The sequence below is a fragment of the Allobosea sp. P4_H5 genome, from assembly GCF_056400825.1.
In genome coordinates this window covers 38,610-52,050 of the sequence record NZ_JBFUKM010000012.1, presented here as the reverse complement: position 1 = coordinate 52,050, position 13,441 = coordinate 38,610, and the positions used below count along the sequence as shown (strand labels likewise).

Sequence of the window (13,441 nt, the reverse complement as noted above, 5' to 3'; positions counted from 1 at the left end):
CCCATGAAAGCCCTGACGCAAGGCCGCTATCTCGGCCGCGACGGCGAAGCCGCCTTGTTCGATGTCGGCCTCGGCGCGACGATCGCTGTGCGTATCCTTGAAGGCGATATCGGCCGTGTCACGCTGAAGCCGCAGGACGGCTACCGGCTCGACCGCGGCTGGTCGATCGCGCCGGGCGGGCTCGAGCCCGCCTATGAAGGACGCTCGCGCGACGATCTCTCCGGCTTCGCCTGCCCGCAGGCGAGCCTCCGTGAAGGCGAGGGCAAGGTCACGCTCTCGGCTGGCGGCCTCACCGCCGAGGTCACGCTCTCGCCCTTCGGTATTGCCTGGCGCCGCGAGGGCGAGGCGACGCCCTTCCTGCAGGATCGCACGACGCAGGCCTATCTGATCTCGCCGCGCACCGGCGCGGTGGCGCATTTCATGGCGCGCGACTATGCCGAGCGGCATTACGGGCTCGGCGACAAGGCCGGTCCGCTCGACCGGACCGGGCGGCGCTTTGCCATCGACGCGGTCGATCCCTGCGGCTTCGATGCCGAATTGTCCGACCCGCTCTACAAGATGCTGCCCTTCTTCATCGTCGACGGGAAGGCGGGCGCCCATGGCGTGTTCTACGATAACCTCTCGACCGGCAGCGTCGATCTCGGCTGCACGCTCGACAACTATCACGGCCTGTTCCGATCCTGGAAAGGCGATGACGGCGATCTCGACTATTACGTCATGGCCGGCCCGACCGTGCCGGATGTGGTCAAGCGCTTCTCCTGGCTGACCGGCGGGCAGGCCTTCGCGCCACGCTGGTCCTTCGGCTTCGGCGTGACCTCGATGGCGATCGCCGATGCGCCCGATGCCGATGCCCGGATCAGCGACTTCATCGCCAAGTGCCGCAAGCACGCCATCCCCTGCGACAGCTTCCATTTCGGCTCGGGGTATACGCAGATCGGCCAGCGTCGCTACGCCTTCAACTGGAACCGTGACAAGTTCCCGGAGCCGCTGGCGACGATGAAGCGGCTGAACAAGGCCGGCATGCACACGGTCGCCAACCTGAAGCCCTGCCTGCTCGACGATCATCCGCGCCTCAAGGAAGCGCTGGACCAGGGTTTCCTGGTCAAGGATTCCAGGACCGGTGAGCCGGCTGTGGCGCAGTTCTGGGACGGGCTCGGCTTCCATATCGACTTCACCAACCCGAAGGGCCGGGCCTGGTGGCGCGCCGGCATCGAGAGCGCGCTGCTCGACCATGGCTTCACCACGGTCTGGAACGACAACAACGAATACGAGATCTGGGACGAGGACGCGGTCTGCGACGGTGACGGCCGCCCCTTCCGGCAGGCGCTGGCGCGCCCGGCGCAGCCGCTGCTGATGACCAAGCTCTCCTTTGAGGCTCAAGCCGCGCGCGAGCCGGGCAAGCGCCAGTATTCGATCACGCGCGGCGGCTGCGCTGGCATCTCGCGCTACGCCCAGACCTGGTCGGGCGACAACGAGACCGCCTGGAAGACGCTGCGCTACAACCTGACCCAGGGGCTCAATATGAGCCTGTCGGGCATGTTTAGCATCGGCCACGATGTCGGCGGCTTCCACGGGCCAACGCCGGGTCCCGAGCTCTTTGTGCGCTTCAACGAGTTCTGCGCGCTCTGGCCGCGCATGGTGATGAACTCCTGGAACGATGACGGCATCGTCAACCTGCCCTGGATGTATCCAGAGGTGATCCCGCAGGTGCGCGAGGCGATCTCGCTGCGCTACCGGCTGATGCCCTATCTCTACACTCAGATGTGGCGGGCGAGCCGCGACGGCATCCCGGCGGTGCGCCCGCTGCTCTATGATTTCCCGCAGGATGCGACGGCGGTCACGGTCGACGATGTCTTCATGCTCGGCCCGGACGTGCTGGTCGCGCCGGTGCTGGAGGAGGGCGCGCGTGAGCGCGCCGTCTACCTGCCGCAGCATGGGGGCGGCTGGTATGACTGGCACAATGGCGAGCATTATCCGGGCGGCGTCACCGTGACGGTCCCGGCTCCGCTCGGCCGGCTGCCGTTGTTCGCGCGGGCCGGAGCGCTGATCCCGCTCGGCGATGCCAAGGGTATCAGCAATGAGCGCGAGCTCCTGGTCTGCGGCGCGGTCGAGGGCGCTTCCGGCGAGCTCTACGAGGATGACGGCGAGACCGCCGACTGGCGCGGCGCCGGCTCGACGGTGCTGCGCTTTGAGGTCCGCAATGGCGAGGTCGCGATCGAGCAGCAGGGCGAGGCCAAGCCGCGTTTCAACAAGATCGCGATCCGGCAGATCGGCCAGTAGATCGATAGACTGACTCTGAGCCTGCGGCTATGGCCGCAGGCTCAGCCGAGGCGGCCGCTACTCGCTGCCGCGCTCATAGGAGCGCGAGCGGACGGCGATGACCGCGATCGCCGTCACGGCGCAGCACAGCATCAGATACGCGACGACATAGCTCGGCTTGCCGCCGCCCGCTGCCACCAGCGCCGCAGCGATGAAGGGAGTCGGGCCCGCGATCAAAAGGCTGTTGAGCTCGCGGGTCATGGCGATGCCCGAGAAGCGGTAGCGCGTCGGGAACAGGTTGGCGAGGAAGGCACCCTGCGCGCTGGCGAGGCCGCCGAAGCCGATGCCGTAGCCGATGCTGAGGGCGATCGTGCAAAGGACGATGTTCCTGGTGTCGAGCAGGGCGAACATCGGGAAGGCGTAGCAGAACACGAAGATCGCGCCGAACAGGTAGACTTTTGCATGCCCGACGCGGTCGGCGATGGCGCCCATGATCGGCGTCGTGACGATACCCGTCAGAGTCGCGATCATCACCGCGGTGAGCGAGTCGGTGCGGGTCATGCCGAGCGTATTGGTCATGTAGCTCAGGCTGAAGGCGCTCAGGATATAGGCGTTGGCGTTGTGACCGGTGACCGACAGGAAGCCGAAAAGCAATTCGCGCGGGCTCCTGGAAAGGAGTTCGCCGAGCGGGACCTTCGCCTCGTGGCGCTGCTCGGCCGCCTTCTCCATGGCCGCGACATATTCCGGGGTCTCGTCGAGATGCTTGCGGATGTAGAGGGCGACGAGGAACAGCAGCGCCGAGACTAGGAAGGGCACGCGCCAGGCCCAGCCGAGCAGGGTCTCTTCCGGCAGATAGGAGACGAGCAGGAAGCTCAGCGTTGCCAGCATGATGCCGACCACCGTCGCGGCCTGGAGATAAGCAGTGTAGTAGGCCTTGCGCTCCGGCGGCACATATTCCGCGACGAGGGTGACCGCGCCGGCATATTCGGCCCCGGCGCCGAAGCCCTGCAGCAGGCGCAGGATCACGAGCAGGATCGGTGCCCAGATCCCGGCCTGGGCATAGGTCGGCAGCAGGCCCATCGCCACGGTCGAGGCACCCATCAGAGCGATGGTGAAGATCAGCGCCGGCTTGCGGCCGAAGCGGTCGCCGATATGCGAGATCACGATGCCGCCGAGCGGCCGGCTGAAGAAGCCGACGGCGAAGGTGGCGAAGGCGGCGAGCACGCCGGCCGATTCCGAGAATTGCGGGAAGAACAGCTTGTTGATGATCAGGCCGGCCGCTGCGCCATAGAGCGCATAGTCGAACCATTCGATCACCGTGCCGATCGTCGCCGCCGTGACGGCGCGCCGGATATTCGCCTGCTCGGCCGGTGACTTTCCGGCCGCGATCGCCTGGGACATGGGGTTTCCTCGAAGCTTCGTTGTTTTTGGGATGACGGCCGACGGACTCGCGATCAGGCGATGGTGGCCGGCATGGGAAGGTCGAAGCGCGCTGCGCTCTCGGAGAGCCCGGCGACGATGCCGGCGGAAAGCTGGATGCCGTCGCGCATCTGGCGCTCGCGCCTGGTGAGCGCATGGGCGCCCGGCAGGTCGACATGGGCGAAGCCCGGGCGGGGCTGCGCCGCATGACAGCGCGCCGCCAGGACGGTGACCTGACGGTTGAAGTTCTCGGTTCCCCCGAAGGCGGCGGGGTCCATCACCAGAATGAAGACAGCGGCGCTCCAGCCATCGCCGCCCTCGGCCCGGCCGCGCCCGGCGAGGCAGCCGGTGAGGAGCTCGACGATGAGCCCGATCGAGAAGCCCTTGTGCCCGGCCTCCAGCCCACCGAGCGGTAGGATCGAGCCCGGCGGATCGGCTGCGATGATGTTGGGGTCGGTCGAGGGCCGGCCCTGCGCGTCCATCAGGAAGGGGTGCGGCAGGTGTTCGCCGCGCTGGCGGAAGGCGGCGACGCCGCCATTGGTCATCAGCGCCGTCGACATGTCGATCAGGATCGGCGCATCCGGCGTGGGCGCGCCGAAGGCGATCGGGTTCGAGGTCAGCACTGGCGTCACCCCGCCGAAGGGAGCGACGCTGCTGTGGCCGGGATCGGTCAGCGTCAGCAGCATCAGGCAGCCGGCGTCGATCGCCGGCTGGAGATAGGCGCCGAGGCAGGCGGTGTGATGGCTGCGCTGGATCGCGACCGCGCCGATGCCGAAGCGCTTGGCCCGGCCGATCGCTTCGGCGGTGGCGCGCCGCGCCAGCCAGGGACCGGGCAGCTTGCGGCCATCCCAGGTCTGGCAGGCGCCGATATCGTTGAGGATCCCGGGCTCGCCGGCGGCGGTCATGCCGCCGCTCTCGATCTCGCGCAGATAGAGCGGCAGCAAGGCAAGGCCATGCGTCGACTTGCCGAGCAGGTCGCCTTCGACGAGGACCTCGGCGACGTCGCCCGCCTTGTCCTGCGGCAGGCCGGCGCGCTCCAGCAAGGTGCGCGCCAGCGCTGCGAGTTCGTCGGCGCGATAGCGGGCGCCCACCGTCTTCGTCTCCTGGCTCATGGCCTCACCGCGCCCTTTTCGGCCAGAAGGAGGCGATCAACAGGCCAGCCACCACCATCATGCCGGCAATGACGTTGATCGCGAGCTGGGTGCTCTGCATCCGGTCGTTGACCCAACCGATGAAGGTCGGGCTGAAGATGCTGCCGAGATTGCCCATCGAGTTGATGAAGGCGATGCCGCTCGCCGCCGCCACGCCGCCCAGGAAAGTCGACGGCACGGTCCAGAACACTGGGAAGATGGCAAGGATGCCGAGCGTTGCCAGCGATAGCCCTGCCACCGCAATGGTGAGATCATGCGGGAAGGCGGCGCTCACCGCATAGCCGATGCCGCTGGCGATGGCCGAGAGTGCGAGGTGCCATTTGCGCTCACCGCTCCGGTCCGAATTGAAGGCGACGGCGAGCATGCCGAGACCGCCGATCAGCCAGGGGATCGCGGTGACGAGGCCCACTGTCTGGGTGTCGAGCTTCCCGGCGTTCTTGATGAGCTGCGGCATCCAGAACGTGACGCCGCCCAAGCCGACGAGGATCAGGAAATAGACACCGGACAGGAACAGCGCGCGCGGATCGGAGAAGGCACGCGTCAGCGAATGCTGTGCAGGCGCGACCGATTCATTGGCGGCGATATCCGCCTCGATGGCGCGCTTCTCGGATTCGGATAGCCAGCCCGCTACGGCCGGCCTGTCGTCGAGAAAGAAGAACACGACGAGACCGAGAAACACGGCTGGAAGGCCTTCCAGCAGGAAGAGCCACTGCCAGCCGGACCAGCCGTTGATGCCCGCGAAATGTGTCATGATCCAGCCCGCGAGCGGGCCGCCGGTGACACCGGCCAGCGAGATCGCCGTCATGAACAGCGAGTTGGCGCGGGCGCGGCGCCGCGGCGGAAACCAGTAGGTGAAGTAGAGCACCACGCCCGGCAGAAAGCCGGCCTCCATCGCGCCGACGATGAAGCGCATCGCGTAAAACTGGAACGGCGTCGCGACGAACATCATCAACGCCGACACGATGCCCCAGGAGACCATGATGCGCGCGATCCATTTGCGCGCCCCGACCCGGTGCAGGATGACGTTGCTCGGCACCTCGAAGAGGATGTAGCCGACGAAGAACAGGCTGGCGCCGAGGCCGTAGACCGTGTCGGAGAATTTCAGCTCGTCCTGCATCTGCAGCTTGGCAAAGCTGATGTTCACCCGATCGTAGTAAGCCACGATGAAGCAGAGGATCAGCAGGGGAATGAGCCGCCAGTAGACGCGCTTATAGAGAACGTCCCCGGCTGCGCCCGCGGTGAGCGGCAAGGCCTGTGTCGTCATGAATATTTCCTCCTGTCGCCGCCGGCTTGTTCTTGTCGTTCGGGCGCGAGGCTGTGGGGCCTTCAGATCGTCCAGCCGCCGTCGATGATGTGAGCCTGGCCGGTGGTGTAGGTCGCGCCTGCCAGGTAGACGACGAGATCGGCGATCTCCTGCGGCGTGCCGATCCGCCCGATCGGTTGGCGGGAGACGAAGGCGGCACGGGTTGCCTCATAGTCGCCTTGCGCACTCAGCCGCTGCTGCAATGACGGGCTCTCGACCGTGCCGGGGCAGATCGCGTTACAGCGGATGCCCTGGGCGACATAGTCCGCCGCGATCGACTTGGTCAGGCCGAGCACCGCCGCCTTGGTCAGGCCATAGGCGAAGCGGTTCGGCACGCCCTTCACGCTGGAGGCGACCGAGGCCATGTTGACGATGCAGCCGGATTTGCGCGCGAGCATGCCGGGCAGCGCCGCCTTGATCGTGCGCACCATCGCCTTGACGTTGAGGTCGTAGGCGAAGTCGAGGTCGGCCTCGCTCACCTCCAGTACCGTGCCGCTCTGGACGATGCCGGCGCAGTTGAAGAGCACATCGACCCGGCCGATCCCGGCGAAGAGGGCAGCGACGGCGGCGGCATCGAGCACGTCGAGCCTGCGGCGCTGCAAGTTCGGCCCGGCCTCGATCGCGGCCAGTGCGCCCTCGTTGATGTCCGTCGCCCAGACGATGGCGCCGGCACGGTCGAAGGCCTCAGCGGTGGCGCGGCCGATGCCTTGCGCCGCGGCGGTGATGACGACGATCTGTCCTGCGAGCGTACTCATCTCAAGCTCCCGCTTTGAGGGACGGCGCTGCGCCATGGCTCCTGCGGTGGACGATCGTGCGCTCCAGCGCCTGCCAGTCCCAGTCGATGCCGAGGCCGGGCTGGTCGGACGGGATTGCCTTGCCGTTCTCGATCCGGATCGGCGAGGAGGTCACGAGGTCGAGCTGCGGGATGTATTCGAGCCAGCGGCTATTGGGCACGGCGCAGCACAGGCCGAGATGGATCTCCATCAGGAAGTGCGGGCAGACCGGCACGTTGAAGGCCTCGGCCATGTGCGCGACCTTGAGCCAGGGCGTGATGCCGCCGATGCGGCCGACATCGACCTGGACGATCGAGCAGGCGCCGGCCTCGAGATAGTCCTTGAACTGCGAGAGCGAATACATGGACTCGCCGACCGCGATCGGCACCGTCGTGGACTGCGACAGGCGGCGATGGCCGCCGACATCGTCGGCGTGGATCGGCTCCTCGAACCAGGCGACGTCGAGCTTCTCGTAGTGGCGGGCGCGGCGGATCGCCTCGTCGAGCGAGAGGCCCTGATTGGCGTCGGTCATGATCTCCCAGCCGAAGCCGACCTTGTCGCGCACGGCCGAGAGGCGCTTCACGTCCTCGGCGACATGCGGGCGCCCGACCTTGACCTTGGTGCCGCCGAAGCCGCGTTCCTTGGCCTTGACGGCCTCGTCGACGAGCTCAGCCTCGTCCATGTGGAGCCAGCCGCCCTCGGTGTAATAGAGGTCGATGCTGGTCTTAGCGCCGCCGGCGAGGCGGTGCAGCGGCAGGCCGGCCTTGCGGGCGCGCAGGTCCCAGAGCGCGGTGTCGATCGCCGCGAGCGCGATCGAGGTGATGGCGCCGACCGTGGTGGCGTGGACGCGATAGAACAGAGCGCGCCAGAGCCCCTCGATCTCCTCGGCATCGCGGCCGATCAGCACGGGGGCGAGATGGTCGTCGATCAGCTTGCAGACCGAGGAGCCGCCGGTGCCGATGGTGTAGCTGTAGCCGGTGCCGGTGACGCCGTCGGCATCGGTGATGCGCACCAGCGGCGTCTCCTGCAGTTCGAAGCTCTGCACGGCGTCGGTGCGCTTGACCTTGGGCTTGAGGTCAGCCTGCAGCACTTCGACGGATACGATCTTGGCCATTCCGGATGTCCTTGTCGGGGAGTTTCAGCGTGCGCTCGGCTGGTCGGCATGCCAGCTGCCGTAGCGACGCCATGAGGTCGTCAGATGGGCCGCGACGGCGGCCTGCGCCCCGTCCTCGTCGCCGCGCTCGATCGCGTCGAGGATGGCGCGGTGTTCGCCCAGCATCGGGCCGATGTCGTGCGGGATGCGGCTGAACAGGCGGGCATGGTGCAGATGCGGATGCAGGCTGCGCACGGCCTGGGCGAGAATCTCGTTGCCGCCGGCCGCCAGGATCGCCTCGTGGAAGGCCTCATCGGCCTGGCTGGCGCCGACATAGTCCGATGTCTGCCCCTGCAGCGGGGCCGCCTCCATAGCCGCGATGCTCTCGCGCATGCGGGCGATGGCATCGGGATCGCGGCTGCGGGCGAGCTGCCTCGCGGCCCAGCCCTCATTGAGGATGCGGAAGTCGCGGAGCTGCTCGAACCAGTCGCGTGACGGTTCGGGCGCGACGGAGAAGCCGGTGAAGGACGCCGCGGCGACGAGGCCGAGCCCCGACAGGCGGGTCAGCGCCTCGCGGATCGGCGAGGAACTGACCTCGAACTCGCGCGACAGCGCATCGATGTTGAGCTTTTCGCCGGGCGCGTAGTCGCGGTCGAGGATGCGCTCCATCAGCAGCGCCGTCACCTGATCGACCAGTGCGACGCGCGCCAAAACGGGCTTGCGGATCATCTTTTGCCTTCTCCCTGCCGGCTACTATCAAACACGGATCATCGATCGTCAATGACCGATCGTGCATGATCGATGAAATGAGGATGCGGCATCGTTTGCTGCGCTCTCGCTGGAGCTGTATTCGTCATGTCGACAAGGGACTGCACATGACCGAAAAGACCATGGCCGCGCCGACCGAGCGCAAGCGGGGCGAGGGCGTCAAGCTCGTCTACGACATCCTGCGCGACGACATCATCGACCTCGTGCTGCCGCCGGGCAGCCCGATCGACGAGATCCAGTTGGCCGAGCGGCTTTCGATGTCGCGTACGCCGATCCGCGAGGCGCTGGTGCGCCTGGCGAGCGAGGGGTTGGTGACGACGCTGCCGAACCGCTCGACGGTGGTGTCGAACATCGACTTCCTCAACCTGCACACTTTCTTCGACGCGATCACGCTGATGTATCGTGTCACCACAAGGCTGGCGGCGCAGTTCCATGTGCCAGGGGATCTCGACGGCATCCGTGCCCGGCAGGCCGCCTTCGCCGGGGCCGTCGAGGCGCAGGACGCGCTCGCCATGATCGCCACGAACCGCGATTTCCATGCGGCGATCGCCGAAGCCGGGCGCAATCCCTATTACACCGGGCTGTTCTGCCGCCTGCTCGACGAGGGCCGGCGTATCCTGCGGCTCTATTACTCCTCGTTCGAGGATCGCTTGCCGCAGCGCTATGTGGCGGAGCATGAAGAGATGATCGCGGCGATTGCCGCCCGCGACGTCGAGGGCGCCGACCGGCTGGCCAAGGCCCATGCCGACCAGATTGTCCAGCAGATCCAGCAGTTGATCGCGCGCGACCGGCGCCTGACGCTGGCGCTTTAACGAGCTACCCGATCTCCGTCATTCCGGGACTTCGCGCAGCGAAGGGCCCGGAATCTAGAATCGATGCCGGTGGCCCAGAAGCCGCGGGAACGGCAAGGCTTCTTCTGCCATGGCATCGGTTCTGGGTTCCGGGCTCAGGCCTTCGGCCTGCCCCGGAATGACGAATTCCTGCGTGTCAAAAATTCTTGTCGACAAATAAAATACAAAGAGTATTATATCTGTCGATTGAGGCGGCGATGCACGCCGCCCGTGGAGCCGCCAGCCTGAGGAGCGCATGATGAAGGCCCAGATCTTTTCCGGCTGCATGCCGGCGCTGATGACCCCCTGCAAGGACGACCGCAGCCCCGACTTCGATGCGCTGGTGCGCAAGGGCAAGGAGCTGATCGCGACTGGCATGTCGGCCGTGGTCTATTGCGGCTCGATGGGCGACTGGCCGCTGCTGACCGACGCGCAGCGCATGCAGGGCGTGGAGGCCCTGGTGAAGGCGGGCGTGCCGGTGATCGTCGGCACCGGCGCGGTCAACACCGCCTCCGCCGTCACCCACGCCGCCCATGCCCAGAAGGTCGGCGCCAAGGGGCTGATGGTGATCCCGCGCGTGCTTTCGCGCGGTTCGGTGGTCGAGGCGCAGCGCCACCACTTCAAGGCGATCCTCGCCGCCGCGCCCGACCTGCCGGCGGTGATCTACAACAGCCCCTATTACGGCTTTGCCACCCGCGCCGACCTGTTCTTCGCAGTGCGGGCCGAGCATCCGAACCTGGTCGGCTTCAAGGAGTTCGGCGGCGCAGCCGACATGCGCTATGCGGCCGAGACCATCACCAGCCGTGACGATGACGTCTCGCTGATGATCGGTGTCGACACCTGCGTCTTCCACGGCTTCGTCAATTGCGGCGCGACCGGCGCGATCACCGGCATCGGCTGCGTGCTGCCCAAGGAGGTGCTGCACCTCGTCAGCCTGAGCCAGGCGGCGGCGAAGGGCGATGTCGAGGCGCGCCGGCTGGCGCTCGAGCTGGAGGCGGCGCTCGCCGTGCTGTCCTCCTTCGACGAGGGGCCGGAGCTCGTCCTCTATTTCAAGCACATGATGGTGCTGAAGGGAGACGCCGAGTACACCCTGCACTTCAATCCGACCGATGCGCTCGGCGAGAGCCAGCGCGGCTATGTCGAGGCGCAGCTGAAGCTGTTCGATGGCTGGTATGCGCAATGGTCAAAGCAGGCCAGTGCGCTGAAGCACGCCGCCTGAGGACTGCCAAGGATAGGCCCTCCCGACGACGGGAGGGCCTATCCATTGGGCCGTGTGAGTCAAGTTGCCCGACGTAGCGAATGTCGCAGTCCGGTCGGAAGCAGAAGTCGAGCTCGGCTTAATCCCCTTCCATTGGTGGCCGCCAACGTTTCGGAGCCTTTTTCTGCGGCCAGAGCAACCACGTCAGAATCAGGATCATCAGAGTGGCCATGATTACCAATGGCCAGACGATAGGTTCCCACCATGCGGCTGGGGGATAGCCCAGATCACGCATCAAATCCGTCATCAGCGGCCTGCGGCCGTGAATGACAGGGTATTGCAATGCAAAACCGGTCAGCGCCAAAACGAAAGCCGTAAGCATTCAAAGTATTGATGGACGCATTTGATCATCTCCTGTTGCGGAGGCTTGTTCCTCACCATACAGCTTTTTGGTTGTCAGGCGATCGCGTCGAGGCCCTGCGCCTCCAGCCGGTCGAGCAGCGCGATCTCGGCGGCGGTCAGAACGATGCCCTCCGCCAACGAGCCTTCGCGGGCCTTGAAGCGGCGCTGCGAGGGCAGGCGCGCGCCCTGGCCGGCGATCGCTTCGAACAGCGTCTCGGCGCGGGCGAACGGATCGCCGGGGCGGCCGGCGGCGAAGCGCTCGGGCGAGAACGCCAGGATCAGTTCGCCATGCTGCGGCGCCAGCGTCGTGGTTCCCAGGAAATCGAGCGCGCCCTGACTGGTCAGGTCGCCGATCATCACGCCGGCCAGCAGTTCGATCATGGTCGAGATCGCCGAGCCCTTGTGCCCGCCGAAGGGCAGCATCGCCCCGGCGAGCGCCGCGGCCGGATCGGTGGTTGGCTGGCCTGCTGAGTCGAGGGCCCAGCCCTCGGGCAGGGGCTTGCCGGCACGGCGATGCAGCTCGATCTCGCCGCGTGCCGCGACGCTAGTGGCGAAATCGAAGACGTAAGGGTGCCCACCCTGGCGCGGCCAGCCGAAGGCGAGCGGGTTGGTGCCGAGCAGGGCGGTCGTCCCCCCGGAAGGCGCGACAGTGGCATAGCTCGGACACATCGCCAGAGCGGCGACGCCCATCTCCGCGAGCGCCTCGACCTCTGGCCACAGCGCCGAGAAATGCGTGCAGTCGTTGATCGCCAGTGCGGCCAAGCCGAGCTTCCCGGCTCGCTCGGCGAGGGCGGGAGCCCCCAGCTCGAAGCCGGCACAGGAGAAAGCGCCGCCTGCGGAAACGCGCAGCACGGCCGAGCCGTCGTCATGCAGCACGGGCTCGGCGTCGGGCGAGACCTTGCCGGCCTTGATGGTGCGCAGGCAGCCTTCGACCCGGTAGACGCCATGCGATTTGCAGCCGTCGCGCTCGCCGGCGGCGATCACGCGGGCGAGCGCCGCCGCATGCTGCGACGACAATCCGCCCTTGCGGAAGACCGCCTCGATCCGGCGCGTCAACGCCTCCATGCTGAGGATCGTCGTCTCGCTCATGGCGTTGCCTCGCTCTGTCGTTGCAAATCTGTATACATGCTGTATTCAAAAAGACGACATGACTTCAAGCAGGCTTTGCGCGCCTCAGGAAGGTTCTGAACCATGGCCAGCCACACCTTCTCCTGCATCGACGGCCACACCTGCGGCAATCCGGTCCGCCTGGTCTCGGGCGGCGGGCCGCGCCTCGAAGGCGCAACCATGCTGGAGAAGCGGGCACATTTCCTGCGCGAGTTCGACTGGATCCGCACCGGGCTGATGTTCGAGCCGCGCGGGCACGACATGATGTCGGGCTCGATCCTCTATCCGCCGACGCGGCCCGATTGCGACGTCGGCGTGCTGTTCATCGAGACCTCGGGCTGCCTGCCGATGTGCGGCCATGGCACGATCGGCACGATCACCATGGGCATCGAGAACGGGCTGATCACCCCGCGCGAGCCGGGCAAGCTCTCGATCGACGCGCCGGCCGGCAAGGTCGACATCAGCTATCGCCAGGAGGGTCGCTTCGTCGAGGAGGTTCGCCTCACCAATGTTCCGGGCTTCCTCTATGCGGAGGGGCTGACCGCCGAGGTCGAGGGGCTCGGCGAGATCGTCGTCGACGTCGCCTATGGCGGCAATTTCTATGCGATCGTCGAGCCGCAGAAGAATTTCCTCGATATGGCCGACCATACCGCCGGCGAGCTGGTCGGCTGGTCGCCGAAGCTGCGGACGGCGCTGAACGCAAAGTACGAGTTCGTCCATCCGGAGCACCCGGAGATCCAGGGACTCTCCCACATCCAGTGGACCGGCAAGGCGACGCAGGACGGCGCCCATGCCCGCAACGCCGTGTTCTACGGCGAGAAGGCGATCGACCGCTCGCCCTGCGGCACCGGCACCTCGGCGCGGATGGCGCAGCTCGCCGCCAAGGGCAAGCTCGCGGTCGGTGACGAATTCGTGCACGAGTCGATCATAGGCTCGCTGTTCAAGGGCCGGGTCGAGGCGGCGACGACGGTGGCGAACCGCCCGGCGATCATCCCTTCGATCGCCGGTTGGGCCCGGATGACCGGCTACAACACCATCTTCATCGACGACCGCGACCCGTTCGCGCACGGCTTCGTGGTGAAATAGGCGAAGGCGCGCCGGCCGTATCGCTGGCCGGCTTGAGCCTTCGCTCGTGGAC

Annotated in this window: 11 protein-coding genes; 4 read left to right on the top strand and 7 right to left on the bottom strand. The window is 66.7% G+C overall.

The genetic code is table 11. The features are described from left to right. Window positions 1-3: 3 nt before the first annotated feature. Window positions 4-2,280, top strand: coding sequence for a TIM-barrel domain-containing protein (locus tag AC1DS0_RS23040; RefSeq protein WP_476816582.1), 2,277 nt, complete (start codon window positions 4-6; stop codon window positions 2,278-2,280). A 57-nt stretch (window positions 2,281-2,337) separates the two neighbouring features. Here the strand turns inward: AC1DS0_RS23040 and AC1DS0_RS23035 are convergent, their stop codons facing one another. From AC1DS0_RS23035 to AC1DS0_RS23010, 6 genes are all read right to left on the bottom strand, one after another. Continuing rightward, a complete protein-coding gene (locus AC1DS0_RS23035; protein ID WP_476816581.1) occupies window positions 2,338-3,660 on the bottom strand; it encodes an MFS transporter in 1,323 nt (440 codons plus the stop codon). A gap of 53 nt (window positions 3,661-3,713) precedes the next feature. Then, window positions 3,714-4,790, bottom strand: a complete 1,077-nt coding sequence (locus AC1DS0_RS23030) for an Ldh family oxidoreductase (protein WP_476816580.1) — start codon at window positions 4,788-4,790, stop codon at window positions 3,714-3,716. Window positions 4,791-4,794: 4 nt separating this feature from the next. After that, a complete protein-coding gene (locus AC1DS0_RS23025; RefSeq protein ID WP_476816579.1) occupies window positions 4,795-6,093 on the bottom strand; it encodes an MFS transporter in 1,299 nt (432 codons plus the stop codon). A gap of 62 nt (window positions 6,094-6,155) precedes the next feature. Then, entirely contained in the window at window positions 6,156-6,887 is a 732-nt protein-coding gene (locus AC1DS0_RS23020; RefSeq protein WP_476816578.1) for an SDR family oxidoreductase, read from the bottom strand. A 1-nt stretch (window position 6,888) separates the two neighbouring features. Next, on the bottom strand, window positions 6,889-8,019 hold the full coding sequence (locus AC1DS0_RS23015; protein ID WP_152015377.1) for a mandelate racemase/muconate lactonizing enzyme family protein: 1,131 nt from the start codon (window positions 8,017-8,019) through the stop codon (window positions 6,889-6,891). A 24-nt stretch (window positions 8,020-8,043) separates the two neighbouring features. Then, window positions 8,044-8,727: a GntR family transcriptional regulator gene (locus tag AC1DS0_RS23010; RefSeq protein ID WP_152015378.1), complete on the bottom strand. Its 684-nt coding sequence runs from the start codon at window positions 8,725-8,727 to the stop codon at window positions 8,044-8,046. A 146-nt stretch (window positions 8,728-8,873) separates the two neighbouring features. Between AC1DS0_RS23010 and AC1DS0_RS23005 the strand changes: the two genes are divergently transcribed. Together AC1DS0_RS23005 and AC1DS0_RS23000 are read left to right on the top strand one after the other, a co-directional pair. After that, window positions 8,874-9,578: a GntR family transcriptional regulator gene (locus tag AC1DS0_RS23005; protein WP_152015379.1), complete on the top strand. Its 705-nt coding sequence runs from the start codon at window positions 8,874-8,876 to the stop codon at window positions 9,576-9,578. Between the two features lie 277 nt (window positions 9,579-9,855). Then, window positions 9,856-10,815, top strand: coding sequence for a dihydrodipicolinate synthase family protein (locus AC1DS0_RS23000; protein WP_476816577.1), 960 nt, complete (start codon window positions 9,856-9,858; stop codon window positions 10,813-10,815). Between the two features lie 435 nt (window positions 10,816-11,250). Here the strand turns inward: AC1DS0_RS23000 and AC1DS0_RS22995 are convergent, their stop codons facing one another. Beyond that, the gene (locus AC1DS0_RS22995; protein WP_476816576.1) at window positions 11,251-12,285 is read right to left on the bottom strand and encodes an Ldh family oxidoreductase; all 1,035 of its coding nucleotides are present in this window, start codon (window positions 12,283-12,285) and stop codon (window positions 11,251-11,253) included. A 102-nt stretch (window positions 12,286-12,387) separates the two neighbouring features. On the opposite strand from AC1DS0_RS22995, the gene AC1DS0_RS22990 reads away from it, so the two are divergent. Continuing rightward, window positions 12,388-13,389, top strand: a complete 1,002-nt coding sequence (locus tag AC1DS0_RS22990; RefSeq protein ID WP_476816575.1) for a 4-hydroxyproline epimerase — start codon at window positions 12,388-12,390, stop codon at window positions 13,387-13,389. The last annotated feature ends 52 nt before the right edge of the window (window positions 13,390-13,441 follow it).

Excerpts from the sequence above, each read along its gene's own strand:
- AC1DS0_RS23025 (WP_476816579.1), bottom strand. The coding sequence starts at position 6,093 with ATGACGACACAGGCCTTGCCGCTCACCGCGGGCGCAGCCGGGGACGTT.
- AC1DS0_RS23015 (WP_152015377.1), bottom strand. The coding sequence starts at position 8,019 with ATGGCCAAGATCGTATCCGTCGAAGTGCTGCAGGCTGACCTCAAGCCC.
- AC1DS0_RS23040 (WP_476816582.1), top strand. The coding sequence starts at position 4 with ATGAAAGCCCTGACGCAAGGCCGCTATCTCGGCCGCGACGGCGAAGCC.
- AC1DS0_RS23030 (WP_476816580.1), bottom strand. The coding sequence starts at position 4,790 with ATGAGCCAGGAGACGAAGACGGTGGGCGCCCGCTATCGCGCCGACGAA.
- AC1DS0_RS22995 (WP_476816576.1), bottom strand. The coding sequence starts at position 12,285 with ATGAGCGAGACGACGATCCTCAGCATGGAGGCGTTGACGCGCCGGATC.
- AC1DS0_RS23000 (WP_476816577.1), top strand. The coding sequence starts at position 9,856 with ATGAAGGCCCAGATCTTTTCCGGCTGCATGCCGGCGCTGATGACCCCC.
- AC1DS0_RS23005 (WP_152015379.1), top strand. The coding sequence starts at position 8,874 with ATGACCGAAAAGACCATGGCCGCGCCGACCGAGCGCAAGCGGGGCGAG.
- AC1DS0_RS23010 (WP_152015378.1), bottom strand. The coding sequence starts at position 8,727 with ATGATCCGCAAGCCCGTTTTGGCGCGCGTCGCACTGGTCGATCAGGTG.
- AC1DS0_RS23020 (WP_476816578.1), bottom strand. The coding sequence starts at position 6,887 with ATGAGTACGCTCGCAGGACAGATCGTCGTCATCACCGCCGCGGCGCAA.
- AC1DS0_RS22990 (WP_476816575.1), top strand. The coding sequence starts at position 12,388 with ATGGCCAGCCACACCTTCTCCTGCATCGACGGCCACACCTGCGGCAAT.
- AC1DS0_RS23035 (WP_476816581.1), bottom strand. The coding sequence starts at position 3,660 with ATGTCCCAGGCGATCGCGGCCGGAAAGTCACCGGCCGAGCAGGCGAAT.